Raw genomic sequence first — 26030 nt, 5'->3', positions numbered from 1 at the left:
CCTGGCAGGAAGGAGATTTCCTCGCATGGATTTCGCAAATCCGTCCATCATAGACAGTCCACTGGGGAGGTTACTGACCGATCCGTGGGGAGCGATTCAGGCTGTGCTGGACCAGGTGTGGTCGTGGCTGCAGACCTGGGGGCTGATCGCGGTCCCCGCGGTCGTGCTCGTGGCGACCGGGCTGGGGCTGCTGCGGCGGTGGTGGTTCCTGCGCTGCCAGGATGCGCTGCACGAGCGGTCCCGGGTGATCACCATCCTGGCGCCTCCCACAGTCGATTGCGACGGTGCCGAGGCGGTGTGGTCGAACCTGGTCGGGCTCGTCCGGCCGATGGTGCAACGCCTGACCACCGGACAACCGCATCTGTCCTGGGAGTACGTCTTCGGACACGACGGAGTGCAGCTCCGGCTGTGGGTGCCGGGCGCGGTGCCCCCGGGCATGGTGGAGCGTGCCATCGAAGCCGCCTGGCCCGGAGCACATACCCGCACCGACGCGGCCGACCCGCCGGTGCCCGCGGCACCGGCCGAGGGGCGCCGGCAACTGGCCACCGGCGGCACGCTGCGCCTGGCGCGCTCGGAAGCATTGCCGATACGCACCGACTTCGACGCCGACCCGATCCGAGCCCTGCTGGGCGCTCCCGTGGGGCTCGGTGTGTACGACACAGCGTGCGTGCAGGTCCTGACTCGCCCGGTCACCGGTCGTCGGGTCAAGCAGGCTCGGCGAGCCGCCCGCCATCTCAATGCCGGGCGGTCAACGCACTTGGTAGGCCGGTTGCTTGACCTGCTGACGCCGGGACCATCGGGCACGAAGCCGTCGGGTGGCCAGCCGAAGCTGGACCCGCAGACGTCGTTGGAGTTCCAGGCTCAAAACCGCGCCATCGTCGGCAAACAGCGCGGGGCGCAATGGGACACGCTGATCCGGTACGCGGTGGCCACAACGGTGCCGATCGACACACCCAGCGATCAGGTAGCGCGGGTGCGTGAACAGGTGCGGGGCCGCGCCCACGCCATCGCGAGCGCGTTTTCCGGGTTCACCGAGCACAACCACTACCGCCGTCGACGGTTGCGCAACCCCGTGAGCAGCTTGGCGCGGCGTCGGCTGCGGCGGGGTGACCTGCTGTCGGTGCCCGAGCTGGCAGCCGTCGCCCACTTGCCGACCGATGAGGCGCTACCGGGCTTGGCCCGCGCCGGGGCGCGGGCGGTGCCGCCCCCGCCGAACACGCCGACCGAGGGCGAGCTGATCCGCCCGGTTGGGGTGTCCGACACCGGCCACGCCCGCCCGGTCGGTCTTCAGGTCTCCGACGCGCGGCACCACCTGCACGTCCTCGGCGCCACCGGGTCGGGCAAGTCGACGATGCTGGCGAGGATGATCCTCGCCGACGCCGAGTACGGGCGCGGGGCGGTGGTCATCGACCCCAAGGGCGACCTGATCACCGACCTTTTGCAGCGGCTTCCCGAACACGCCGCCGACAAGGTGGTGCTCTTCGACGCCGACTCCCGCGGACCGACTCCGTGTCTGAACCCGCTGGAAGGGCCGAAGGAATCCGCAGTCGACAACTTGGTATCGGTGTTCTCCCGGGTGTTCGCCTCGGCCTGGGGGCCACGCACCGAGGACATCCTCCGCGCCGGGTGCCTGACCCTACGGGCTGCCTCGGACACCCCCACGCTGGCCACCTTGCCGCAACTGCTCACCGACCCGGCGACGCGGGCTCGGCACCGGGATCGGGTGTCCGACGACCCGACCCTGCGGGGGTTCTGGGACTGGTACGACCAACTCTCGGATGCGGCTCGCGCTCAAGCTGTCGCGCCGCTGCTGAACAAGCTTCGTGCGTTCTTGTTGCGGTCGTTCGTGGTCAAGGCTGTCGCCGCTGGTCCCTCCACAGTGGATCTGAGCGAAGCGTTGGATGGTGGTCTGTGCTTGGTGCGCATTCCCAAGGGCAGCCTCGGGGAGGACACCACGCGACTGCTGGGGTCGCTGATCGTGGCGCGGGTGTGGCAAGCCACCACCGCCCGCGCCGCACTGGCACAGCGCGAACGCCACGACGCCGGACTGTATGTCGACGAGGCGCACAACTTTCTGAACCTGCCGTATGCGATGGAGGACATGCTCGCTGAGGCCCGCGGTTACCGGTTGAGCATGACGCTGGCCCACCAGCACTTGGGGCAGCTTCCCAAGGATCTCAAGGAAGGCATCTCCACCAACGCCCGTAGCAAGGTGTTCTTCACCGCCTCCCCCGAGGACGCTCGCGAACTCGCCCGCCACACCGCACCGCGGGTGTCGGAGCACGACCTCGCGCACCTCGGCGTCTACCACGCCGCCGCCCGCCTGGTCGTGGGCGGCGAGGAGACCCAGCCGTTCACGGTGACCACCCAACCACTCCCGCCGGCCATTCCCGGCCGCTCCAAGGTCGTCCGCAAAGCCGCCGCGGCCCACACCCGCCCATTGGAGTCACGAGCCGAGGACACCGGCGACCAGCCAGGAACCACCGGCACAGACCCGCGCCGCGCACGCCGCGCGGCCTGACCCCTGAAGCCCCAGGGCGGTCCTCCCAACACCGGGAGGACCGCCCTTTTATGCCCGCATCCACTCCAGGAGGAACGATCGTGTTCGCCCATCACCAGCAACGCGACCTGCGTGCCCCCATGCCGGAACGGCCGAGCCTGCGCTTCGCGGCCTCCGCCGAGCATCAAGCCCAAGTCGCTGCCCATCTCACCGCCCGCGACCGGTGGCTGGCCCGGGTTCTGGCCGAGCACCGGGTGCTGACCTCTCCGCAGATCGCGGCGATCGCGTTCGGTTCCCGCCGCTCGGCCAACCACCGGTTGCAGAAGCTCTACACCTGGCGGGTGCTGGACCGCTTCCAGCCTTACATCGGCCGGGGCCGAGCCCCGATGTGCTACGTCCTGGACACCGCCGGTGCCCACCTGCTCGCCCACGAGGACGGGCTCGATCCCAAGGACCTGAAGTTCCGGCCCGAACGCTCGGTCGGCATCGCCTACAGCTTGCGCCTGGCCCACCTCATGGGTGTCAACAGCTTCTTTACCGCGCTGCTGGCCGACGCACTTGCCAACACCAGTACCGGCCGCGCGGTCACGGCCTGGTGGTCTGAGGCCCGCTGTGCTCGGCACTTCGGTGATCACGTCCGCCCCGATGGCTACGGACGCTGGCACGAGCACGGCCGGGAGATCGAATGGTTCCTCGAATGGGATACCGGCAGCTATCAACTCAGCCGGTTCGTCTCGAAACTGCCGGGCTACACCAGCCTCGCCACCACGACCCACATCGTGACCCCGCTGCTCGCGGTCTTCGCCACCCCGGCCCGGGAGGCGCACGCGCGACGACAACTCGCCGAGCACCTACGCACTGATCCCCGGCGGCACGAGCTACCGATCGCCACCACCACCGCCGAACACCTCTGCACCGCAGGCAGCCCCGCCCACGAGGTGTGGCTTCCCCTGCACCACACCGAGGCAGGCCGCCACCGGCTGATCAGCCTGCTCTCGGCTTGGCCCCACCTCGAAGCACCAACCAGCTCCACAGGCACCGATCCCAGCTCTGCGGACACCAGCGGCACCGATCCCAACCCGGTCCCGCGCTTGAGCCCGCCGGCGCCGATGCCGCCCTGGCACGCCGACGAGCTGACCTGGAACCCGATGAGGTGATCCGTTCATGGCCAAAGTCGCGGCCACCGCGATGTTTGCGGTCGTAGCCCTGATCGCCATCATCGCCGCTGCCGTGTCCGGAGTCGTCGCCGCCATCTTCGGCGGCGACGACTCCGCAGCCAGCAGCCAACCCAGCCCCGCCGCACTCGCCGACATCCCCGGCAACTACCTCGCGCTCTACCAGCACGCAGCAGCGACCTGTCCAGGGCTTGACTGGACGATCCTCGCAGCAGTCGGAAAAGTTGAGACCAATCACGGTCGCCTCGATGCCGAAGGAGTCCATAGTGGAGAGAACTCGGCGCACGCTGCCGGCCCTATGCAGTTCCTGCAGCCGACTTTCACATGGGTTCTCGAACAAGCCGCAGGGCAAGGGAAGCACATTCCACCAGGCGGTGCCACGCCACCGTCGCGATACAACGTCCACGACGCCATCTACGCTGCCTCGTTCTACCTGTGCATGTCGGGGGCGGATCGAGGCGATCTGTACGGTGCGATCTTCACGTACAACCACGCCGACTGGTACGTGCGCAAAGTGCTCGACCAGGCAAACGCCTATAAGGCGGCACAACAGAGTGCGCCCCAGCAAGGAGGATGGGCCGTGCCGGCGCGCGGCACGTGTAGCTCGGGATTCGGATCACGCGGCGGAGAGTTTCACCGTGGTCAGGACATCGCCGCGCCCATCGGTACCCCGATTGTCGCCGCGAGCGGCGGCACTGTGATCGACTCCGGACCTGCCAGCGGTTACGGACTCTGGGTCCGCATCCAACACCCGGGCGGCGTGATCACGACCTACGGGCACAACAACCGGAACCTCGTTCAACCCGGCCAGCAAGTCCAGGTAGGCCAACCGATCGCCGAGGTTGGAAACCAGGGCGAGTCCACCGGTCCACACCTGCATTTCCAGATCGACGTCGGCAATCAAGCCGCCGACCCCATCGCGTTCTACCAACAACAGTCAGCACCACAGCTGCTGTGTGGCTGACCTTGTCCATGTCCTGCTCCTCCGAAGGTGTCGACTCGTACGACGTTCGCTTGCTACGACGTAGTTGTAGTAGCTTTGTGGTATGGGGCACTGGGAACGCACGTCGGGTCTCGGGTCGTTGGAGGCCGAGGTCATGGGTGCGCTGTGGCGGGCCGAGTCGGCGCTGCGGGTGCGCGAGGTGCTTGCCGAGCTCAATAGGGTTCGGGATTCAGCGCTGGCCTACACAACGGTGATGACCGTGCTTTCGCGGCTGGCGGAGCGTGGTGTGGTGCGGCGGGAGCGGGCCGGTCGCGGATACGCCTATCTCGCGGTCGCTAGGAGTACCGCCGAGATCGCGGTGCGGCGTCTGTTGGACGACTACGGCGACGCGGCCCTGGTCTCCTTTGTCGATCAGGTCAGTGACGACGAGCAGCTACGGGCGCGACTGCGCCGGTTGGTTGACGAGTAATGAGACTCGACCGTCCCTTGTGGCTTCTTGTGACCGTGGCGGCGGCCACTTATCCGGCGCTCGGGCTTGCTTGGTGCGTGGCCGCGCTGCTCATCGCCTATCCCGAGGTGCGCGCTCTCGGTTTCGGGGGCCATCCTCTCCCGTTCTTCGCGATGTTGCTGGTTTTCATCGGGCTGGTTGCCGTGGGAAACGCGGTGCGCGTCGTGGCCATCGGGCTGAGTCAGACGCACAGGTTCCACTTTTGGGTTGAGTCCCGGCAAGTGGCGATTCCCGGTCCAGTCGCCGCGGTCGTGCACGAACTCGGCCTGCGTGAGCGGGTTGTCGTCGTCGACACCCGTGCGCAGATCGCCGTGACCGTCGGGCTGCTGCGACCGATCGTCGTGATCAGCACGGGGATGGCCGAGGTGCTGAGCAGTACCGAGTTGCGCGCGGTGTTGGCGCATGAGCAGGCCCATGCGCGGCGGCGAGATCCGCTGCGCGTGCTGCTTGCAAGGATGCTTGCCGCGCATCTGTGGTTCCTGCCCGTGGCTGAGGACGTAAGAAGCCGCGCCCGGCGCGGTTATGAGCTGGCAGCTGACCGCGGTGCCGCACACCGCTACGGACGATCGGCGCTGGCAGGGGCGCTTCTGCGGGTGATGTCCGCTCCGGTCGCAACCCAGGGGTTCGTGGTCCCGTTCGTGGATACCGATCTGCTGGAGGCGCGGGTGGTTCAACTGGAGTCAGGGCAGGCTCCTCGCCCCGCCCGGGTGTCCTCAATTCGCTCGGCATTAACTGGAGCGGGCGCGTCGGGCTTTCTGGCCGCGGTGGCTGCGGCGTGGCTCTTTGTGCTGCTCGCATGCCCGTGTGCGGCGACCTAGCCAATGGGTGCCTCTAGGGATGCGTCCACCGTTCATCCGACGGACGTGCTGGAGATATCCGCTGTGCAAGATCGTGCCAGCGGCAAGAGCCGCGACGTCTGTTCGTGGTCGGCGCCCTAGGCACGCATCCGATCGATCAGGGTTCTGCCAGCCGGTCAGGCTCGGGTTTGCGGGCAATCAGCCGCTCGACAATCCCGAGCTTGAATCGTTGGTGCTGCTCGATGGTGAACCCGGCATCCCGCACATGCTGGATGGGGCGGCGTCGGAAGTTCTCCCCGGCAGTCGGCACGGTCACCAGATCCAGCAGGCGCTGCACAACCCGCGCTGAGCGGGAGGTGCTGATGACGTGGTCGGCCAGCAGCAGTTGACCGCCAGGCCGTAGGACGCGCTTCATCTCTGCGACTGCTCCGCGGTCATCGGGCACCGCGCATAGTGAGAACGTGCAGACCACGGTGTCGAACGAGTTGTCGGCGAACTCCAATTGCTGCGCGTTGCCGATTCTCAGCTCAATCTTGCGGCCAGTGTCATCCGCGCGGCGACGTGCGTGGTCGAGCATGCGGGGGCTGAGGTCGATGCCGGCCAGCCGCACGTCATCGGGATACCAGTCAAGGTTCAGTCCAGTGCCGATGGCAACCTCTAGCACCTTGCCCTGGGCCTGGGAGCACACCCACTTCCTGGTGTCACCGAAGAACTTCCGGTCCATGAAACCCATCTGTTTGTCATAGCTGCGGGAATGTCGGTCCCAATGTCGCCGCCGCCGTTCCAGGTCCTTCGAGTCCGTCGGCACCACGCCCACCGCCTTTCGCTGTCCGCCGAGACCAAACTACTACGAGCCCGTAGTAGTTCACCATGTTTCCAGCGGCATCTGTTATTCGCGTGTCCGCGAGCGGCGGTGGCCTTAGCGACTGGGCGTTCGCAGCGACTGGTTGTGGGCCGTGCGGGCTGGTGATTCTGGTCAGTCGTCGTAGGGCTGGGCGGGAGCGGGGATGGTTTGAATCCGTCGACGCGGCCGGGAACCCGGTCGCGTCCTGGGCTCGTCAATACCGACGGTCACGGAATGCGTACTCCCTGGCTTGCTCGCTCGTCAGGTGCTGGTTCGTCTCGATTGGAGTCGCCCATGCTGTCACCGCGAGCCGGTCGGGTATCGCACCGGTGTGGGCGTGAGCCGGCCGAGCCCAGGCAGGAAGCGGCCGGCACGCGTGGCGTAGTTACGGTAGGCGTGGCCGTGCGTGGCGAGCAGGTAGGGCTCTTCCACGACACGGACCTGGATTTCGATCGCGAGCACCAACGCAGCCAGCGCGGTAACCTCCAGTGGGTTGGGCGCCAGCAGCGCAAGCCCTGCGCCAGTGGTGATCATCGCCGTGAAGACGGGGTTGCGCACGAGCGCGAAGGCACCACTGGTGACCAATGTCGTGGTTTCCGCGTGGTCAACGCCGACCCGCCAGGAGTGTCCCATGTTCTGCTGCGCGGCCAGCGTGGCGGCGATGCCGATCACCGCCATGACCAAGCCGGCACCGTGGGCAAGCGGGCCGTCAACAGCGCCGATGGGGGTGAGGATGCCGGCGAGTTGCAACACGGGTGCGGTCAGTCCACAGAGGAGTGCCAGTGCGAACAACGCGCCGCCCCACCACTCCGCAGAACCCGTTGTTCCGCCGAGTCCGCAGAATCCGGTCGATCCGGTTCTGCGCCAGCATCGCAGCACCCATCGTCGCTGGAACGACTGGCGGGCTTGCCAGCGATGACGGGTTGTGCCGCCGTGGCCGCAGGCACAGGCGTGGCTTGCGGGAGTGGGCGGGTGCGGGCGGCGCGGATGGCGTTGCCGATGACGAGGACCTCGGCGAGTTCGTGGACGAAGACCACGCTCGCCAGGCCCATGACGCCGAATGCCGCGAGCGGGATGAGGACGGTGATGATCGTCAGGGACAGTCCGACGTTTTGCAGCATCACGCTGCGGGCGTGCCGAGCGTGGGACATGACTTGCGGCAGGTGGCGTAAGTCTTCGCCCATGAGGGCGACGTCGGCGGTTTCGATGGCGACGTCGGTGCCCATCGCGCCCATCGCGATGCCCACGTCGGCGGTGGCCAGCGCTGGTGCGTCGTTGACGCCGTCGCCGACCATCGCGATCTTGCGCCCGTTACGCAGCGACTCCAGCAGCCGTGCCTTGTCTTCGGGGAGAAGTTCGGCGTGGACCGTGGTGATGCTGGCCTGGGCAGCCAGGGTGGTGGCGGTGCGGGTATTGTCGCCGGTGAGCATCGCGGTGTCGATGCCCAGTCCGCGCAGCTGCTGGATGGTCTCGGTGGCTTCGTCGCGCAGATCATCGCGCACGGCAATGGCTCCGAGCAGCTTCTGGTCATCTTCGATGAGCACGACGGTGGCGCCATCGTGTTGCAGTCGCTCGACTTCGCCGGCCAACGGGCCGGTGGCTATCCAGCCGGGCTTGCCCAGCCGCAGGGCGGAACCGTTGCGTCGGCCGTGCAGCCCGTGTCCGGGGACCGCGGTGACGTCGTCGGCGGCTTCTGGTGTGTCGCTGCTGGCGGTGAGAATGGCGTGCGCGAGTGGGTGTTCACTGCGGGCTTCCAACGCTGTGGCGGCGGCCAGGACCTCGTCGCTGGCGGTGCCGTCGGCGGGAACGACCTCGACGACGCGCGGGGAGTTGCGGGTGAGCGTGCCGGTCTTGTCCAGGGCAACGGTGCCGATACGTCCCAGTTCCTCCAGTGCCGCGCCGCCTTTGACCAACGCCCCGGTGCGGCTGGCCGCACCCACCGCGGCCACGACCGTCAGCGGCACGGAGATCGCCAACGCGCACGGCGAGGCTGCGACCAGTACGACGAGCGCACGTTCGATCCACAGCAGTGGGGCACCGAGTATCAGGCCGAGCCCGGCGATGACGACGGCGAGGATCATGATCCCGGGGACCAGCGGGCGGGCGATCCGGTCGGCCAGCCGTTGCCCCTGTCCCTTGCGGTCCTGGGCTTCTTCGACGATGTGCACGATCCGGGCCAGCGAGGAGTCCGAGGCCGGAGCGGTCACGTCGACCTCGATCGCTCCGCCGCCGTTGATCGCGCCGGCGAACACGGTGTCGCCCGGTCCGGCTTCGATCGGGACGGATTCGCCGGTGATGGCCGACAGGTCCAGGCTGGTGCGTCCCGAGTGGATCACGCCGTCGGTGGCGGCTCGTTCCCCGGGGCGCAGAATCATCCGGTCGCCGACCACCAGGTCATCGGGGGCGACCTGCTGCTCGCTGCCGTCACGCAGCACCGATGTGGTTGGCGGAACCAATCCGAGCAAAGCGCGCAGGCCGCGGCGGGTGCGTGCGATGGCGTAGTGCTCCAGCCCTTCGGCGATGGAGAACAGCACTCCCAGCAGCGCTGCCTCGGCGAACTGGCCCAGTGCGACTGCGCCGATGGCGGCGATGGTCATCAGCGTGCCGACACCGATGCGACGGCGCAGGAGGTTGCGCACCGTTCCTGGCACGAAGGTGGCGGCGCCGACCACGGCCGCGGTCAGTTCGAACCCAATGCCGATCTGATCAGCACCCGTCCGACCGACCGCCCAGCCAATGCCTAACAGCACCGCCGCGGCAGCGGCCAGCTGTAACTCGCGGACCTGCCACAGGCGGTCCGCACCGTGCTCGGTGTGTATCTCGCCCGTGCTCGACGGCGTGGTCTCTTCCGGTCCGCAGCACTCTGCACCCACGGGTTAGCCCTCCACTAACTCATCGACAGAACCGGCAACCGGGGCGGCGGAAACGTGGGCACCCAGCACCGCGGCGGCCAGCGCGCGGCCCTGCTCGGTCAGCGTGTACATCACCAAGCGGCCATCCCGGCGGGAGGAGACCAGCCCGGCGTTTTTGAGCTGCCGCAGGTGGTGCGAGACCAGGTTCTGGGCGTACCCGGACACCCAGGAGGCGTCGCAGACGCACAACTCGCCTCCGCGATACAGGGCAGCGGCCAGGGTGAGCCGCGTGGGGTCGCCCAAGGCGCGCGCGGCTGCCGCGGCTGGCTCCACGGCGTCGAGCGCGGGCAGGTCGGTTCGGATCTCCTCCGCGTGCGGCAGATCCAGGCACAGCAGGTCGCAGGTGTCGTCACGTTCCACAGCCATATGAACATCCTAACGTGCGTTGCTATGTTGAGCCAAGCATTGCACTCGGGGAGGTGTCTGGCGGCACGGCAAAGCGTCCCTGTGTGAGCCGGGGAGTGCGGATAACTAGCAGGCAGCGCGCTTGCGGGCGCGCACCCATACAGCCACGCCCGTGATCAACGGGAGCGCGGCGGCGATCGCGGCGTAAGCACCGGCAAGCTGCTGTTCAGCCGCGATGTCGCTCATCCAGTCCAAACCCAGGCCCCGGTAGTAGGAGCCGCCGATCACGGCGGAGGTGCGAACCAACGCCGTTCCGAACGCCGCGAGCCCAGCCCCCGCGACCACGAGCCCCAGCAGCCTCACATGGGTACGTGCCCGTCCTGGTAGAGGATCGACGCCCAGGGTCGTCCAGTAGAGCAGGCAGCCGGCGAGGAGGAAGCTGCCTTTGAGCACGGGCTGCAGCCAGTATTCGTAGAGGCCCGTTTCCAGTAGCCCGGTGAAGTACACCCCGGCGAACAGGCAGACCAGCAGCACCGACGCTGCCAACGGGCGGACGAGCAAGCGCAGCAGGGACGTTTTCCCGATCACGCGTGCCCAGTGGATCGGTCCCGGTGGGGCACCAGGATCAGCGTGCTGTGCGATGCGCTGCGCCAGCGACAGCGGTGCGGCGGACATCAGCAGGGCTGGTGCCACAAGGGCGAGCGCGAGCCAGCTCGCGAGCTGGACGCTGGGCAGGGCCGGTGCGTACCGGCCGATTCCCGACGACGTGGCCAGCAGCACGACCGCGCATCCGCACAGCCAGGCAACGATGCGCCTGGTAGGCCATACTTCCGCGCGGCTGCGCAGCTGCCGCACCGACCGAAGGTAGAGCGCTGCCAACCCGACCGCCAGGACTCCGTAGATCAGGTCGAAGCGCCAATCGAACATCATCCTCGCCAACGTCGGCGGACCAGCGAGGTCGTAGCCGATCAGTTCCTCGGTGCGGGACGGAAGCCCGGTCTCCGCAGCAGGCGGTGGTGTCCGGCCCAGCGCCACCGCGACTCCGACGGTGACGGACATCAGCAGGACCTCGATCGCTCCCCACCGAAGCAAGTCCCCTTTTCGCCGCCGGGTAATGACAGCACGCACCGCACGAGAACGTTGCACATAACCCGCGACCCCCAGCAGGGCGAGGCAGGCCACCTTGACGAGCAAGAGCAGCCCGTAGTCGCTGCTGACGAGATCGGGCAGCGTCAGCCGCGTGGCGGCGTTGATCGTTCCCGAGGCGGCCATGATGATCCAGCACGCCAGTGCCAAGCCGGAAAACCGCCGGACGACCAATCCCAGATGAGCTCCGCCACGGGCCGTGTGCGCCAGCACCGCGATCAGCCCGCCGATCCACAACGACGCGCCCACCAGGTGGTACAGCAGGCTGCTGGTGGCGACGTCGTGCGCGCCGCTGGCCGAATGCCCGGTCGCGATCACGGGCAGCAACCCGGCCACCGAGAGCAGCATCAGCACCGCGGCGGTCGTCCACGACAACGCCAGTCGGCAACCGATGGCGACCACGAGCGCGATCCCGGCCGTCAGCAACCACGACTTGGACTGTTCGATCGCATCGACCAGTCCGAAAAGGACCATCGGGTCGGCCAGCTCGGAAATGGGCCTTCCCGATGCGTCCGCAGCCAGCAGCGGCGCAACGAGCGCAGCCCCCATGAACCACACGGCGCCCGCCCATCCGGCGGCACGCAGCGCCGCATACCCGTCAGCAGCAACGAATCCTGATTGCTGCGGGGGAACTCCGCAGGTGGCCAGCCACAGCGAGCCGATGCAGACCACTGCGGCGGCCTCGGCGACCACCCGCACCAGCGGCAGCCCATAGCGGACAACGGAGCCAGGATCGGGCAACCCGTACGCCAAATAGGCATCGCTGGCCGTCAGTGCTGTCAGGACCACTGCGATCATCGTCGCCAGGCCAGCGGCCGTGAGCAGCAGGAGTCCAAGGCTTCCCGACTGGTTCCGCTTCGCGCGCCTGGTCTGCTCGGGGGATTCGAGCTGTCGTTCGCCATGAACGAGCGCCTGTTGATGGACACCGTTGGGCGGGAAGTTGCTCGGTTGGCTCATTTCTCGTGCTCTCACTCGAAGCCTGTGGTGCTGAAGTCGATTTAGATCGGCAGGGTCACGCCGGCGATCGGACCCCGCAGCCAGGTCAACATCGCTCCCCACAGGCCAGTGACGAGCAGGAGCCCGATGACGAGCAAGAGCACACCACCGGTGATCTGGACGATGCGGACGTGTCGGCGCAACCAGTCGGTCATCGACACGGCCCAGCTGGCTCCGGCGGCCAGTGCAAGAAACGGCAGGCCCAATCCCGCGGAGTAGGCAACGACGAGAATCACGCCGCGCACGGTCGTGTCCGTACCGGCTGCCAGTGCGATCACGCCGGTCAGCGTGGGACCCAAGCACGGTGTCCACCCCAGGCCGAAGACGGCTCCCAGCACCGGCGCTCCCGCCATGCCCGCGCCAGGCCGTCGGTGCAGGCGATAGTCGCGCTGCAACGTGGGAATCAAGCCCAGGAACGCCAGCCCCATGATGACGGTGACTACTCCGCCGATGCGTTGCAGCAGGGCTTCGTTGCGCAACAACGCATCTGAGGTACCGAGCACGACCACCGCTGCCGCGGTGAAGACCACGGTGAAGCCGGCGATGAACAGGGCGGTCGCCGCCAGTAGACGTCCCCGCTTCCGCCGTGGCGTCCCGGTGGGTTCCGCAGTGCCGGGCGCCGTTCCGGCCAAGCCCGCCAGATACGCCAGATACCCCGGTACAAGCGGCAACGAGCATGGTGACGCGAACGAGATCGCACCCGCAGCGAGCGACAGGCACATCGCCAGCAGCAGTGGGCCGGAAATGACGAAGTCGGTCATCGTCTGTCGGTCTCCTCCGCCGCGACACGGCGCACAACGGGTAGCAGCTCGGTGTCCAGCAGCGCGGTCAAGAAGATCGCGGCCACCCGATGGCGCCGATCAAGCACGACCGTCGCGGGCACGACGCTGCGAGGGAAGCCCGCCAGGGCGAGCAGAGAACGTCCGGACGGGTCGAAGATCGAGGGGTAGGTGACCTGGAAGTTGCGCAGAAAATCCTGCGCAGCGCGACGATCATCGCGCACGTTGATGCCCAGGAAGGCAACGCCTGAGTCCTTGGTTTGGGCATAGACCCGTTCGAGGTCGTCAGCTTCACTACGGCATGGCCCGCACCACGAGCCCCAGATATTGAGTACCACCACCTGGCCCGGGAAATCTGACAACCCGACCTCGCGTTGCGGGTCGGCCACGCTCTGCCCGGACAGGTCGGTGAGGCGTCCGCGAGTGTGGGGTGGATCGTAGGTAATCCGCGTTTGCCCGCCGGGGCTGACGAAGGTGAACTGCCCCTCCTCGCGGGAGGCGCCGCCGCACCCAGCCGTGACCAGCCCCACGCCCAGCCCCGCCATCAAGGCTCTCCGTCGAATCGGTACCGTTAGCACAGCCTCAACTATGCGGTCTAGTTGAACCTGGTTTGACAGCGGGGTCTTCCTCCGGAGCTCGGCTGCCCCTCTGCCAACGCGACCGCTCCCGGGGGCAGACGTCGAAAGTGAGAGCGATGCACATCCATAGCCGTGTGGGCGGACGAGCTTCTCGCCGGTGGTCGTCGCCGCGCCGGGTCGTGACGGTCGCCGTCCTGATGCTGGTCGGGGCGTTGCTCGCCCAACCCCACGCCTGGGCGCATGCTGAACTCACGGGCAGCGACCCGGTCGGCGGAGCCACGCTGCAGCAGCCGCCCGCGCAAGCCCGACTGACGTTCAGTGACCCAGTGAATCCCCAGTTCGTCACCGTCGCTGTGACGGACCAGGACGGAGGCCACCCGTCCCTGCCTGCTCCGGCTGTCGAGAACAACCAGGTCGTTCAGCCCCTGCCCAGCCTGAGCAACGGCGGGTACACGATCGCTTACCGCATTGTCTCCGCGGATGGCCATCCCGTCGCCGGGCAAATCCAATTCACGATCAGCGCGAGCACCCCGCCGTCGACCGCTGCGCCGGGCGTAAACGCGTCTCCGCCGCCGTCCGCGACCGGCACCGAGGAACAGTCCAGCGGTGCGTGGCTGCTGTGGGCTGGAGGTGCCCTGGTGGTCATTCTGCTGATCGCCGGTGTTGTCGTCAGCCTGCGTCGGTTGGGACGCGAGGAGTGATCTTCCGTGCCCTGGCCATGTCGGGGTGTGCGGCGAGGCGAGGAGGAAACGCCGGTGAAAGCACGTAATGGTGATCTGCAGGCGGCCGTCCTGGACGTGCTCTGGGCAGCCGACGAGGAACTGACGGTTCGTGAGGTCCAGCAGAGGCTGAACGCAAGCCGGGAACTAGCGTACAACACCGTGCTGACCGTCCTGGACGCGCTGTTCAAGAAGAACCTCGTCCAGCGGCGACTGGTCGGCCGTGCCTTTGTCTACCGGCCGAGCGATTCGCGGGAGGCGCACACCGCCGAGGTCATGGCGCACGCGCTGGACAACGGTGGTGATCGCTCAGCTGCGTTGCTGCATTTCGTCGGCAAGATCACTGACGCCGATCTCGCCGCCCTGCGGCAACTCCTCGACTCCGAGGACGAAGAGGGGGCGGACTCGTGACCTCGCCTGCCGTCGGTCTGCTCTGTGGTGCGGCGCTCGTCGCCACCGTCGCACCGAGTTTGCTGCACAGGCAGCGCGGTCTGCTGGCTTCGCCCCGCCTGGGCCTGGTCGCGTGGTTCGGAGCCGCGGGCGCGGTGCTGACGATGCTCGCGGTCGCCGGTCCCGTGACCCTGGTGGCCCCGCGCGTCGACGTGTTTTCCGTTCAGCCCCAGGGCTTGACGTCGTTTCTCGCTGGCTGCGTCGGGCTGCTCCATCGGCCGGGGTTGATCTCGCTGGGCTCCGCCGTGCTCGCTACCGGACTGACCGGCTATACCTGCGTCGTTCTCGCCGCACACGTTCACCGCACACGGCAGGCGTCCCACGACCACCGTGCCGAGCTCGCCGAGGTGGGCCGCGTCGATCCCGGAAGCGGGACCATCCTCGTCCCGTACGCCCGGCCGGTCTGCTACTGCCTGGCCGGCTCGCCGTCGCGGATCGTTCTCAGCACCGGCGCACGGGACACCCTCAGTGCCCGTGAACTCGACGCGATGCTCGCGCATGAGCGTGCGCACCTGGCCGGTCACCACCACGCCCTGCTCACCCTGGCCCGCGGGCTGGCGAGGGCATTGCCGGTCGTGCCGCTGTTTCGCGCGCTGCCCCAGCAGGTGGAACTCCTTGTTGAACGGCTCGCCGACGAACGGGCGGGGACACGCTGCGGCCGTGGCACCGTGGCGCGAGCCCTGCTGCGCATGGTCGATCACGCGGTTCCTGGCGCCGCCCTGGGGGCTACCGGCGGCGATCTCACGACCCGCATGACCTACCTCCTGCACCCCGCGCCGGTCACCCGCACTGGGCGTCCGGTGCTGCTGCTGTCCCCGGCGATCGCAGTGGCCATCGCGCTCGGCCCGACCGCGGTGTTGACCCTGGCATGCGTCCTCAGCTGGGCACCGTGATCAAGGCAACCGCACGACACCGACACGACGACAGAATCGCGAGAACAAGGGCATGACAACCAATCTCAAGATCACCCTGGCGATCGTGGTCGCCGCTGTGATCGGCCTCGGCGGACTGCTGGCCTGGACCAGCAAGGGTCCTTCACCTGCGGCGCCTGGCGGACAGCCGAGCGCCACTGCGCCGGCTGACGTGCTCGTGCGCCCAGACAGCCACCGCCTGTCCACCGCCGCGGACGGCAAGGTGACGGTGGTGGAGTTCCTGGACTTCGAGTGCGAAGCGTGCAAGGCGATGTTCCCGGTGATCGAACGGCTCCGCGCCGAGTACGGGGACCGCGTCACGTTCGTCGTCCGCTACTTCCCGTTGCCGGGTCATCCGAATTCCGGAACCGCGGCCCTGGCCGTGGAGGCGGCAGCTCAGCAAGGGGCGCTGGAGCCCATGTACCGCAAGATGTACGAGACCCAGGACCAGTGGAGCCACCAGCAGACCTCGCAAGCCGAGAAGTTCATCGGCTATGCCCGCGAACTCGGGCTCGACATCCAGCGTTTCCAGCAGACCGTGAATGATCCCGCCACTGTGGACAGGGTCAAACGCGACATGAACGACGGCGCAACCCTGGGGGTGGAAGGCACTCCCACGCTGTTCCTCAACGGCCAGCAACTGCCGTCCATGCCCAGTTACGAGCAGCTGAAGGCCCAGATCGACGCTGCTCTCGCGCGGTAGGAGCACGCTGATGCCCACGACATCGCCCACAACCGCCGCTGCGGCTCCAACCCAGCGAAGCGTGAACCCCGCTGCCACACGCGCGTTGCCGTACATCCTCGCGATTGGCGGGGGCATCGGTTTCCTCGCCGCGTTCATTCTCGCCGTCGAGAAGATCGCGCTTCTCAAGGACGCCACCTACACGCCGACGTGCAGCATCAACCCGATCCTGTCCTGCGGGTCGGTCATGAACACCCCGCAGGCAGAAGCCTTCGGCGTCCCCAACCCGCTGATCGGCATCGGCGGGTTCGCCATCGTCACCACCATCGGCGTGGCCTGCCTGGGTGGTGCGCGCTTCCCGCGCTGGTTCTGGCTCGGACTCCAAGCCGGCACCGTGTTCGGGATCGTGTTCGTGCACTGGCTGATCGCGCACAGCCTGTACACCATCGGCGCCCTCTGCCCCTACTGCATGATCGTCTGGGCCGTCACCATTCCGATCTTCTGGTACACCACCCTGCACACGGCTGAGCACCACCTACCGGGACCGTCAATCATCAAGAAAGTGGCCAACAAGCTCGCCCAGTACCACACCGTGTTCCTCACCGTGTGGTACATCGCCATCGCCGGGCTCATCCTTCAAGCATTCTGGAGCTATTGGAGCACTTTGCTGTAGATCAGAGTGCGGCCCGCCTACGCGGCACTCAAAACAGGGGATCTGCCCAGGACCGTCAACCCAGCCCCGTAATCCCGTACCCGGCCAGCGCTCGTCCTATGAGCCGGAGGTGTTTCCTTCGTCCAGGAGCTTGTAGACGTTGCTGCGCTGCATACCGACCTCCTTGGAGATCGTCAGCCGGGGAATCTTGGCTGCGTCTGCGGCCAGTACCGCGTCGTTGCGCTCCTTGCGGGCTTCCCGTTGCTGGGCGAGCAAGCCGTTGATCTTGTCCTCGATCCGGGCTTGCTCCTCGCGCGCCTCTTTCAGCTCGGTCTTGATGTTTTCGAGCTTGGCTCGGGCCGAGCGCAGTTGAAGGACCTCATCGGGCGTTCCGTCCGGTTGGGTCACGTCGACGCCTCCGTGTGCCGTGATCGCTCCTGGTGAGCGACACCCTGTTGCTGTGGCCTGTCTACCACACATGTCTATCACGCTCCTGTGTAGGACGTTCGTGTCAGTGGGGTCGGCCTCGGTACGCGAGCGGGAGGTGCCCACTTCGTGAGCGTGGGGGTTGTGGGGCCGTCGGTCGTCGCGACGGCCCCCACAACGGATCAGTGCTGGTAGTAGTCGCCCATCCACGCGCGACGCCCAGCTTGGGCGAGATCGGCTTTGCGTCGGCGCCAGTCGGGCAGCCACAGGTTCATCTGGCGTTGCCAGCCGTTCCCGTGCTTGCGGCCCGGTGGGCGGGTGGCATGGGCGAGTTCGTGCACGAGCACGTACTCGATCAGCTCGCGCGGGAGCCCGAACAGCGGCCAGTGGAGGCTGACCAGGTGTTTCGTCGGGCTGTAGGCGCCCCAGCGGCGACGGCCGAGGTCGCGCACCTCGTAGTCCAAGTCCTGGATGCCGCCGCGGCGTTCGTACTGCTCGCCCCGCCGCCTGGCCCAGGCCACGCCACGGTCGCAGTACAGGTTGATCACCGCGGTGCGCATCGCCTCCGGACGGTCGCGCCGGACGCACAGGAACAGGTCGGAGCCGCACGCATGGGGCCTGCGCTCGATCCGTGCCGACGGGCCGTCCTCGGTGACCCGCAGCCGGTAGGACCGGCCGAGAAGTGCGAAGCCCTCGCCGTTGACGAACTCCTTGACCGCGAACTCCGGAGCAAGCTGCCGCGCTTCGGGGATCTTCCTCGCCAGCCACCCCCGATGGGTGCGGACGAAGTCCGCGACCCGGTCCGGGGTGGTGTGGAGCGGTACCAGGACCTTCACCGGTTCGCCGGGCTTGAGTTCCAACCCGAGCGTGCGGCGTCGCGGCCGGATCTCCACCCGCACGCCCCAGTCCGACGGGAGTCCGAGCGCGTCTACCGCGTCCGCGACGTCCGCGGCCAGCTCGGTGTGCTCGGTCATCGGATGCCCTCCTGGCAGATGATGTGCTCGGTAGCGGCGATCGGGGTGGCCACTCCGGTGCGCAACAGGTCGATCACACCGGCCGAGGTGGCGGAGGTGATCGGTCCGGGCACACCGTAGACGTGGCGGCCCATCGCCGCGGCGGTGTGCGCGATCGGGAGAGCATTGCTGCGTTTCCCGGCTTCCACGACGACGGTGGCCACCCCGAGGGCGGCCAGCAGCCGGCCCCGGGCGGCGAAACGGGCGCGGATGGGCTTCGTACCGGGCGGGTATTCGCTGATCAGCAGGCCGCTGTGGGCGATCGATTCCAGCAACGAGGCGTGGCCTTGCGGGTAGGCGATATCGGTGCCGCAGGCCAGCACCGCGATCGGGGGCGCGGAGCCGAGCAGCGCACCACGGTGGGCCGCGCCGTCGACGCCGTAGGCGCCACTGGCCAGAACCGTGACGTCGGCCGCGGCGAGGTCGTTGCCGAGCGTGGTGGCGACGTGCTCGCCGTACTCGGAAGCGGCGCGGGCGCCCACCACCGACACCGCCGAGCGGGTACTCGCCGCGAGACTGGCGGACCCCCGAACCCATAGCCCCAACGGTGCGCCGAGGCCGTGTTCGGTCAGGCCGCGCAGCGCGCCGTGCGGCCAGTCGGGATCTTCCGGCGTCAGCAGTCGGAACCGGTCGGCATCGATCGCGGCCAGGTCCTCGTCGATCCGGGGCTCGGGGTCGCGGATCTCGTGCAGGACGGATCGAGGTGCGGCGGCTCCGGTCTGGATGCGCTCGACCGCCTCCACGGGGCCGTGGGCGGCCACGAAGGCGTCGACCGCAGGAGCCGGCGGCTCGGTGGCCCGGAGCAGAAATGCGCGAGCAGCGAGAGGGTTCATGATGAGTGCTCCTTGTCATGACGCGAAAAGCGGGCCGCGCCAACCGGAGAACCGTGTCGGCGCGGCCCGCACAGGGGAAGGAAAGAGGGGACGCGCGTACCGAGTTGTGCGTCTACTCGGTGCGGTCGTGCAGCGGGATCGGCAACGAGTGGCCGATCAACTCGCCCCACCGGGAATCGCCGGTGTGCAGGAAGGCACCGGAGGCCATGAACCACCGGTCCGGGTCATCCGTGGGGCGCCCGACGTACCGGCCGTACTCGAACCGCAGCGACACCGCCGGGGCGTCATCGCTCGGCTCCCGGATGCGTGCGAACTCGGGAACCCGTTCGCCGTCGATGTCGACGATCACCACGCTCCGGGCACGGGAGGACAGTCCACCGTTAGAGAAGGAACCCCCCGGCTCCGTGAGAATGTCGACGGGAAATCCTCGCCGGATCACGGGAATGACGATCTCGCCATCACCGGCATCCGGGACCTCGTCGAGAGACGCGATGCCCCACGGGGTGTCCTCCCAGACCGACAGCGTCTTGTACACGGGGCGCTCGATCCCCGCGATGCGCGTGACCTGCTTGGCAGCTTCTGGCAATCGACGTAGGGCTTCGTCACGCAACCGTCGGCACCATTCCCGCGCTGGGCTCGTGTCCCAGCCCCGGCCTTCGCACGTTTGGTACTCGTAGCACGCGACGAGGTTGAGGATGGCGACCACGTGGAACAGGAACGGTCCGATCTTGACCGCATAGCGGGGAGGCGGCTCGTCGTCGAGCAGGAAACCGACACTGCGGTAGTGCTGCTCCAGCAGCATCCGACCGGTGTCGTTCGCCTCGTCCACATCGATCACGGAAAGTTGGATTCCCGCGTTGACCAGTCCATCGATGTGCGCCTTGCTCAACTGGAACACAGACATGCAAAACCCCTTTCAGCGAGGGAAAACCAGAAGCGCTGACCGAAGAGCGGATGCGTGCGGTCGTGCTGCCGTTCTGGTGTCAGGCAGCCCGACGGACCGGGCGATCGGTCGCGCAGCGTGCGGGTGTCTGGCCGGATTCCGCGCGTGCCGCCGCGATGATGTCGGTCATGGACAGGTCGTTTCGGAACCTGTGCCCGATCTCGGCTTCCACGTCCGCGTACTCGGCGGCCAGCGCGGGACGGAGCCGCGCGGCACGGATCAGGTCCGCGCGGCTCGCGAGCACGCACAGCGAACACGACAGGCGGGTCATGCCCTCGTCGTAGGCCGGGTGATACGACACACCGCTGGCGTCGATGCGTTGCCACACCTCGGTTTCCGTCCACTCATGGATCGGAAGCCAGGTATCCACGATGCGCTTCCCGCTGCTCGCTGCCTCGTCCCGGCTGAGACGGACTTTCTTCAGCCGTGCCCGGGATTCCTCCGCGCGGAGTCCCATGCAGTTCAACACCCGCGCGGGACGGTGGAGCGGGCCAAGTTCGGCGACGAGTTCCGTGATCAGCTTGCGCGCGGGACCGCGTTTCTGGTCCGAGGTGCAGTAACGAGCCGCTGACGACGGCCAACGGCCCCGCTGCCGCACCTGATCAAGGAGTAAGCCGCGTTCACGGTGCCGCTCCTCGTAGCGCACGCCGTAGTGCTCCGCCTGGAGCCGCGCGAGCGCGGCGGTTCCCGGCCACTCCACATGACCCAGCGCGCAATGCAACACCGTGACACGGTCAAGCACCGCCGCCTTCTCCGCTCGGACGCACACCTCGTCCAACATGGCTTGCGAGTCCTTACCCGCACTCGAATTCACGAGAATGACGTCATAATCGGCAAGTCTGGGTCGGTCTGGGCTCGTCGCATACATGGTCCCGCCTCCTCTCGGAAACTCAGATTTCGTCGCGTGGGAAAGAGGAACGCCCGCCGCATCTCAAAGTCCGAAAAGGACTAGGGGATGCGGCGGGCGGGATGGTCGCCAAGAGTCGCCTGCCGTCAGTGGCGGTCGGTGAGCCGGCGGAGGGCATCCAGGGTCGCGAGGGTGCCCGCCCAGTACCAGACGTGAGCGGGCTCGTCACCAACTCCCCAGGCATACACACGGAACCCGTAAACACTGGGGCTTTCCCAAACGCCACTGGTCCCGGTGCCGTCGGGGCGACGGATGCCGCGACGGTCGCAGGGATGCTCCTCGACCGGGGCGCCCCAGCCGGCGGCCCGCATGTGGTCGGCCACCTGGTCGTAGGTGGCCCCGAACGACACGGCCGAACTCCTGCGGGATTCCGCGTTCGCCTCGCGGATCGGCGTCGGCGCCGAGGTGATGACCGCCTTGACCTCCTGCACGGTCCACAGCCGCCCGTGCCCGCTCGCGGCGCCGTAGGCCAGCGAGTAGGGACCGGTGAACCACAGCGTGATCGTCTGGTCACCGCGGCGCCAGCCCCGCCGATAGCCGCGGTGGTTGTCGCCCAGTTCGCTGATCGGGATCGGTGGCAGGGTGCCGTCCAGGTCCCGGTCCGGCCGCGCGGTCCAGCCATGCTCGTCCAGGTCCTCGAAGACCCGCGGATAGGCCATGTCGGTCGCGCGGGCACCCGCGTATCCCCGCGCGGCGCGGGAGAGCGTGTCCGCAAGCCGGCTCAGGCGGGCGGTGACGTTCCGCAGCCTGTCCGGCGGTATCGGATTCGAGCTGTGCGCGTCGTCGGTGAGATCGTCGACCTGGCACCGAAGTTCCCCGGCGAGGCTGGCCAGTTCGTCAAGGCTGGCTCCGCGGAGCCGGGCGAGTCCTTCGCCCGCATCCGCGCGGGCGCGCTCGCGGTCAGCTTCGGCCACCATGTCGGCCGCGTTGTCGTGGTTGTTCATCGCAGGGTCCTTGCTTTCGGTGGGGCGATGGGAAAAGGGCGCGAGAGGGCCGCTCCGGTGCGCATCGGGTGGCCGCGCACCGGAGCGGGAGGCAACGAGGTGTCTTAGGGCGTGTCGTCCCAGGCCATCCCGACCACCCGGGGGCCGGCGCCGTTCATGCGCCAGGCGTGCACGGCCGGGGCGAACTCGCTGGCCACGGCGCGGTCGAGGTCGCGGAGGTCGATCTCGCGGCGGCCGTTGCGGCGTGCGTCGGCCCACAGATCGAGGATCTTGGTCAGGGCAGCCGCGAGGTGTCCGGTCACGGTGCAGGCCGGGTAGTCCTCGTCGACGGCGGCCAGCAACGCGGCCATTTCATGTAGCGGCATCGCTTGGGTGCCGGTCTGCAGTTGCCGGACGGGCAGCCGTACCGCGTTGTTGAAGCCGGGTTCGGTTCCGGCGAGCGTGACCGTGCCCCACACGGGATCGCCCCGGAGCTGGAACACGTAGAACCAGAACCCGAACCGGTCGTGTGCCCGGGTGACGGACTGGACGGGGAGACGGTGGTCCTTTGCGACCTGGACCGCGTCCGCGCGGCGCGAGGCCACGCGCAGCACGCCATCCAGCTGCACGCGGGAGAGGTCCAAACGGTCGTAGACCTTGACAACAGACATGGGTGACCTCGATTCGTCGAGTACCGAGAGGGGTGGGAACGAGCCGCCGCGATCAGCCGAGCGGGCTATGCGCGGAGATCGGGGCGACGGTCCGGGCGAACGACGGGACCGCTGCCCGCGCGTGGCGCGGGCAGCGTGGCGCGGCGGTAGCCAGTACCGGGCGCTCGGTTGTCGCTCTGCCAGGTTCAGGCGCGCACTCGGCGCAGGCGCACGGCCATCCTGGGGCCGTCGTTGACGCCGTACCACCGTCCGCCGTGCGGGTCGGTGGCGTGCCAGACGTGGCGGGTCCAAGACCCGCCGGACGGCGTGTACTGGCGTTGGCCGCGCTGCCGCCGGTCGGCCGGGTCGACGGCGGCCAACGTGCCCCCGATCCAGGTCGTGACCGTGGAAGCGTCGCCGGAGATGTAGGCGACCACGCACCGGGACGTGCGCATCACCGCGCGCTCGTGCTCGTCGGCGCACGGGTAGCACATCGTGTCCCCGGTGCCGGCCTTCTTTGCGAAGCCCGGGGCACCGATCCCCGATGTTGCGGAGCCCAGGGGCGTCGGGGCGTGCCCGCAGTCCAGTACCGCAGGGGTGACCATGTTCCCGCTCATGACCTCACCTCACGCGGCTTGCACAACTATTTCTCCCGATCCACACTTGGACGCTGGCCGCGTCTGCGTGGCGGAAGGTCTCGCCGGTCATCTCCCGGCCGCGGTCGGAGTTGCGGACGTAGTAGATCCGGACTCCCAGGATCGCCGCGATGCGGAACAGGTAGCCGGCGAAGTCGTCCGCGGCAAGGTAGCCGTGCTCCCGAGTGGCTTTGTCCATGCCCTTCTGGAGCTTGCGGAGAACCTTGACGATGGATTCCGCCTAGTCCAGATCAACCCGGAACGGGTCGAAGTAGTGCCCGGGGCACCAGGCGCGCTCGTTGTCGCGATCGAGGTAGGCGGACACCTCGAAATCCGCAAGGTGCGCGCCCATATCGCCACTACCGAACGAGGGACGCCGCAACTCGCCGGACGTCGTCACCCGGCACACCTTTGCGACAACCCGCCGTATGTCGTAGCGCTCTTCGATCTGAACGACAAACGCCAACTTCTCTTTGCTGGACATGCGAATACCTCCCCAAAAGAGTGCGGGTGCTTCGGTGTGATCAATGAACTGGATTCGTTCCGCCGCACGGTGTAGGCGAAATCAGCGTTCACCTACACCGTGCGATTGCGGGACGTGGCGCCTGTCGGGGGAGCTGCACCCCCGCTAGCCTCTGCGGACAGGCGAAAGGACATCAGAACTGGACCGGTTGCCGCATTGCTTCCCGGTATTCGGCAGGCGTGACCCGAAGAGAACACAGTTCCCTGACGGCCTCGCCGGTCGCTTTCTCGACAGCACGCAGCGCGGCGGAACCGCGGTAGCGACCGTCGGCGAACCCGCGAACCTCGCCCGTCGCCGCGTAGACCAGAAAGCCCCGACGGGGCTTTCCGCTCCTGGCGTGCTGGGCATCAATGGCGACCGCGTACAACATTCCATGACCCTCACAATCAAACGAAGATGGCTCGCGCGAAACTGGGTGTGTCAGGCGGTTTTCCCGTAGGGAAGAACCTGCGAGTAGCAGTGTTCGCAGCCGCGCAGTGTTTCCCGCACGTCTGCCCACGTCGTCACGACACCGTTGTGTCGGTGGGTATCGACGAGGAGGGAGACGCACTCGCAGTCCGCTTCTTCGTAGAACTCCGCGCACTCGTAGTGCAGCGGCTGATCGTGGCTGGTCTTGATGTACCCGTCGCACTCGGCGCACTCGCGGTAGCCCAGGTGTTCCCTGATCCGGTCGAGGTCCCAGCTACTGCAGTCGGTACACAGGCTCTGTCCGTCGTCGGACAGGGCCGCGGCGACGTCGCCGGCGATCTCGTCGGGCACGTCGTAGCAGTCGGTCAGCGCCGAGATCGCCGCGTCCCGCTCCCGCTGGTCGAAGTCCTCATCGTTGAGGACCGGATAGCCAGCCAGGAAAGCGCCGATGCGTTCGGCGGCCTCCCGTGCGGCCTTGTCCGCGTAGTCGTAGGCCAACACCCCGTGGAACTCGGATGCCTTCCCGGGTGCGGCCTCTTTCATGATCGCGGCTGCAGCCTGCGCGTTCGACGCCTCCAGCAGGTGAGAGCACAGGTGCCCGAACACGTACTCGCCCGGGACAACCAGGGGTTCCCCATCGGAACCGGTAACGAAATCGAAACCGGACCAGTCGTGATCGCGTGCGAAATCGTCAGCGTCCCATTCGGTGTATCGGTAGTTCTGGCCGAACCACCGCGCGGCATCATCGGAAAGCTGAACCTTGATCTCGTCCATGACGCACCTCTCTATGCTGCGGGCTGTCGCTTGCGTGAATCGTGGCCAGTGGCGGAATGGTCAGAGTCCGCACGCGGCGAAAAAACGGTCCCGGTCGAATCGGGGATTGACACTCGCAAAGTAGTTCGCGAGCCGGTCTGCCAGTTCTTTCCGATCGTCATCTGTGGACACAGACTCGCGAACGGACTCGGCAATGGCGACAAAGTCCTTACGGCTCACTTCGGACACTTCCTTTCGTTTCCGTTGGGCATGTCTCCAGTGATTCAGGCCAGTTGTGAGCTGGTGTCAGACGGCGACACGTGCCATGCGCGGATGTCGCAAAGGGGACGCATCCTGAGTCCGTGCAATACGCATCGCACACGGGCACATGTCGCCGCTGACAGCACATTCCCTGAATCTCTCCACGGTGCCGAACGTGGGAATTCCGTTGTGTCTAGCGCACGATGCAGGGAACCATGCCCGTAAGGATTAGCGTGCTATGGACGGGCGAGAGTGACATTCTCCAGCCGTGAATCGTCCAATGTCGGCAACCGCCTAAAACAGCCCGAACGCCCACGCATCGTGACGTCTTTCGGTGCTAGACCACCATGAAGTTATCTTGGGGGCACTCCGGGCAGGAATGCCATTTGTGCGCGCTTCTCCGCTTTGAGCAAGAGCTATACGAATGGCGCTGCAAGCGCAGTTACTACACATCCCAGGAAGGAATGAGCGTTTGGCTACGCGTCGTTCACCATTCCGCTCTGCACGGGTTCGCTGCTGTCCGCACGGCCCAAGCCGTTGCCCGCGCTTTACGGGGACTTCTCTGGTCTCAGCCGGCCGTTCCTCCGCGGAAGGCGACTCGCAGGGACGCCGTGCCCCGGTCCTCATCGCTTCCTCTTCGGTCTGTCCTGCTGATGTGTCTATTACACACCTAAACAGGACACTCCGCAAGGGGTGGCGAGCGTCCGTTATCTCGCCGTTATATTTCCGCGAAAGGCCAGTTCAGCGTCCCGCTGTGCGGCGTTGGAGCCTTTCGGTGCCGCTTGCCGTCCGTGTGGCTGCAAGGCGCAGACAGCGTC

Annotated in this window: 29 protein-coding genes; 10 read left to right on the top strand and 19 right to left on the bottom strand. The window is 67.4% G+C overall.

Features of this window, described 5'->3' with window-relative positions:
• The first annotated feature begins 25 nt into the window (after positions 1–25).
• The 5 genes from V1457_RS04475 (at position 26) to V1457_RS04455 (ending at position 5944) form a co-directional block, all read left to right on the top strand.
• On the top strand, positions 26–2521 hold the full coding sequence (locus V1457_RS04475) for a type IV secretion system DNA-binding domain-containing protein (RefSeq protein ID WP_338600612.1): 2496 nt from the start codon (positions 26–28) through the stop codon (positions 2519–2521).
• A gap of 80 nt (positions 2522–2601) precedes the next feature.
• Entirely contained in the window at positions 2602–3657 is a 1056-nt protein-coding gene (locus tag V1457_RS04470) for a replication-relaxation family protein (protein WP_338600609.1), read from the top strand.
• Positions 3658–3664: 7 nt separating this feature from the next.
• Entirely contained in the window at positions 3665–4639 is a 975-nt protein-coding gene (locus tag V1457_RS04465; protein ID WP_338600606.1) for a peptidoglycan DD-metalloendopeptidase family protein, read from the top strand.
• Between the two features lie 82 nt (positions 4640–4721).
• The gene (locus tag V1457_RS04460; protein ID WP_338600603.1) at positions 4722–5087 is read left to right on the top strand and encodes a BlaI/MecI/CopY family transcriptional regulator; all 366 of its coding nucleotides are present in this window, start codon (positions 4722–4724) and stop codon (positions 5085–5087) included.
• Positions 5088–5164: 77 nt separating this feature from the next.
• Positions 5165–5944 carry a M56 family metallopeptidase gene (locus V1457_RS04455; protein ID WP_338600600.1) on the top strand — a complete coding sequence of 260 codons (780 nt, stop codon included), beginning with the start codon at positions 5165–5167 and terminating at the stop codon, positions 5942–5944.
• A 136-nt stretch (positions 5945–6080) separates the two neighbouring features.
• Here the strand turns inward: V1457_RS04455 and V1457_RS04450 are convergent, their stop codons facing one another.
• From V1457_RS04450 to V1457_RS04420, 7 genes are all read right to left on the bottom strand, one after another.
• On the bottom strand, positions 6081–6734 hold the full coding sequence (locus V1457_RS04450; RefSeq protein ID WP_338600597.1) for a methyltransferase domain-containing protein: 654 nt from the start codon (positions 6732–6734) through the stop codon (positions 6081–6083).
• Positions 6735–7067: 333 nt separating this feature from the next.
• Positions 7068–7520, bottom strand: coding sequence for an isoprenylcysteine carboxylmethyltransferase family protein (locus V1457_RS04445; RefSeq protein ID WP_338600594.1), 453 nt, complete (start codon positions 7518–7520; stop codon positions 7068–7070).
• Positions 7521–7528: 8 nt separating this feature from the next.
• Positions 7529–9640 (bottom strand): cation-translocating P-type ATPase, encoded by a 2112-nt coding sequence (locus V1457_RS04440; protein ID WP_338600591.1) that lies wholly within the window; start codon positions 9638–9640, stop codon positions 7529–7531.
• 3 nt (positions 9641–9643) lie between these two features.
• Positions 9644–10045 (bottom strand): metalloregulator ArsR/SmtB family transcription factor, encoded by a 402-nt coding sequence (locus V1457_RS04435; protein WP_338600588.1) that lies wholly within the window; start codon positions 10043–10045, stop codon positions 9644–9646.
• 105 nt (positions 10046–10150) lie between these two features.
• On the bottom strand, positions 10151–12127 hold the full coding sequence (locus tag V1457_RS04430) for a cytochrome c oxidase assembly protein (RefSeq protein ID WP_338600585.1): 1977 nt from the start codon (positions 12125–12127) through the stop codon (positions 10151–10153).
• A gap of 41 nt (positions 12128–12168) precedes the next feature.
• A complete protein-coding gene (locus tag V1457_RS04425) occupies positions 12169–12927 on the bottom strand; it encodes a cytochrome c biogenesis CcdA family protein (protein ID WP_338600582.1) in 759 nt (252 codons plus the stop codon).
• Positions 12924–13490 (bottom strand): TlpA disulfide reductase family protein, encoded by a 567-nt coding sequence (locus V1457_RS04420; protein ID WP_338600579.1) that lies wholly within the window; start codon positions 13488–13490, stop codon positions 12924–12926. Before V1457_RS04420 ends, V1457_RS04425 begins: the two co-directional genes overlap by 4 nt.
• 212 nt (positions 13491–13702) lie before the next feature.
• Between V1457_RS04420 and V1457_RS04415 the strand changes: the two genes are divergently transcribed.
• The 5 genes from V1457_RS04415 to V1457_RS04395 are packed head-to-tail and all read left to right on the top strand — an operon-like array spanning position 13703 to position 16958.
• On the top strand, positions 13703–14224 hold the full coding sequence (locus V1457_RS04415; RefSeq protein WP_338600576.1) for a copper resistance CopC family protein: 522 nt from the start codon (positions 13703–13705) through the stop codon (positions 14222–14224).
• Positions 14225–14278: 54 nt separating this feature from the next.
• Positions 14279–14653 carry a BlaI/MecI/CopY family transcriptional regulator gene (locus V1457_RS04410; protein WP_338600573.1) on the top strand — a complete coding sequence of 125 codons (375 nt, stop codon included), beginning with the start codon at positions 14279–14281 and terminating at the stop codon, positions 14651–14653.
• Complete coding sequence (locus V1457_RS04405) at positions 14650–15585, top strand: M56 family metallopeptidase (RefSeq protein WP_338600570.1); 936 nt, start codon at positions 14650–14652, stop codon at positions 15583–15585. The genes V1457_RS04410 and V1457_RS04405 overlap by 4 nt, the downstream gene beginning before the upstream one ends.
• A 52-nt stretch (positions 15586–15637) precedes the next feature.
• Positions 15638–16306: a thioredoxin domain-containing protein gene (locus tag V1457_RS04400; protein ID WP_338600567.1), complete on the top strand. Its 669-nt coding sequence runs from the start codon at positions 15638–15640 to the stop codon at positions 16304–16306.
• A 10-nt stretch (positions 16307–16316) separates the two neighbouring features.
• Positions 16317–16958 carry a vitamin K epoxide reductase family protein gene (locus V1457_RS04395; RefSeq protein ID WP_338600564.1) on the top strand — a complete coding sequence of 214 codons (642 nt, stop codon included), beginning with the start codon at positions 16317–16319 and terminating at the stop codon, positions 16956–16958.
• A 96-nt stretch (positions 16959–17054) separates the two neighbouring features.
• On the opposite strand, the gene V1457_RS04390 is transcribed toward V1457_RS04395, so the two are convergent.
• From V1457_RS04390 to V1457_RS04335, 12 genes are all read right to left on the bottom strand, one after another.
• Positions 17055–17345: a hypothetical protein gene (locus V1457_RS04390; protein WP_338600560.1), complete on the bottom strand. Its 291-nt coding sequence runs from the start codon at positions 17343–17345 to the stop codon at positions 17055–17057.
• 200 nt (positions 17346–17545) lie between these two features.
• Complete coding sequence (locus V1457_RS04385; protein ID WP_338600557.1) at positions 17546–18337, bottom strand: YgjP-like metallopeptidase domain-containing protein; 792 nt, start codon at positions 18335–18337, stop codon at positions 17546–17548.
• Complete coding sequence (locus V1457_RS04380) at positions 18334–19209, bottom strand: DNA-processing protein DprA (protein WP_338600554.1); 876 nt, start codon at positions 19207–19209, stop codon at positions 18334–18336. Before V1457_RS04380 ends, V1457_RS04385 begins: the two co-directional genes overlap by 4 nt.
• Positions 19210–19321: 112 nt before the next feature.
• Positions 19322–20113 carry a hypothetical protein gene (locus V1457_RS04375; RefSeq protein ID WP_338600552.1) on the bottom strand — a complete coding sequence of 264 codons (792 nt, stop codon included), beginning with the start codon at positions 20111–20113 and terminating at the stop codon, positions 19322–19324.
• Positions 20114–20192: 79 nt separating this feature from the next.
• Entirely contained in the window at positions 20193–21020 is an 828-nt protein-coding gene (locus tag V1457_RS04370) for a phosphoadenosine phosphosulfate reductase family protein (RefSeq protein ID WP_338600549.1), read from the bottom strand.
• Between the two features lie 125 nt (positions 21021–21145).
• Positions 21146–22003: a hypothetical protein gene (locus V1457_RS04365; RefSeq protein WP_338600546.1), complete on the bottom strand. Its 858-nt coding sequence runs from the start codon at positions 22001–22003 to the stop codon at positions 21146–21148.
• Positions 22004–22107: 104 nt separating this feature from the next.
• Positions 22108–22653, bottom strand: a complete 546-nt coding sequence (locus tag V1457_RS04360) for a hypothetical protein (RefSeq protein ID WP_338600543.1) — start codon at positions 22651–22653, stop codon at positions 22108–22110.
• 185 nt (positions 22654–22838) lie between these two features.
• Positions 22839–23249, bottom strand: coding sequence for a hypothetical protein (locus V1457_RS04355; protein ID WP_338600540.1), 411 nt, complete (start codon positions 23247–23249; stop codon positions 22839–22841).
• Between the two features lie 4 nt (positions 23250–23253).
• Positions 23254–23466: a hypothetical protein gene (locus V1457_RS04350; RefSeq protein WP_338600537.1), complete on the bottom strand. Its 213-nt coding sequence runs from the start codon at positions 23464–23466 to the stop codon at positions 23254–23256.
• A gap of 42 nt (positions 23467–23508) precedes the next feature.
• On the bottom strand, positions 23509–23751 hold the full coding sequence (locus V1457_RS04345) for a hypothetical protein (RefSeq protein WP_338600533.1): 243 nt from the start codon (positions 23749–23751) through the stop codon (positions 23509–23511).
• Positions 23752–23923: 172 nt separating this feature from the next.
• Positions 23924–24160 carry a hypothetical protein gene (locus V1457_RS04340; RefSeq protein WP_338600530.1) on the bottom strand — a complete coding sequence of 79 codons (237 nt, stop codon included), beginning with the start codon at positions 24158–24160 and terminating at the stop codon, positions 23924–23926.
• A gap of 50 nt (positions 24161–24210) precedes the next feature.
• Complete coding sequence (locus V1457_RS04335; protein WP_338600528.1) at positions 24211–24972, bottom strand: hypothetical protein; 762 nt, start codon at positions 24970–24972, stop codon at positions 24211–24213.
• Positions 24973–26030: the final 1058 nt, after the last annotated feature.

Origin of the sequence: Saccharopolyspora sp. SCSIO 74807 (assembly GCF_037023755.1) — a bacterium.
GTDB classification, from domain to species: Bacteria; Actinomycetota; Actinomycetes; order Mycobacteriales; family Pseudonocardiaceae; genus Saccharopolyspora_C; species Saccharopolyspora_C galaxeae.
This window is presented reverse-complemented; position numbering and strand designations above follow the sequence as displayed.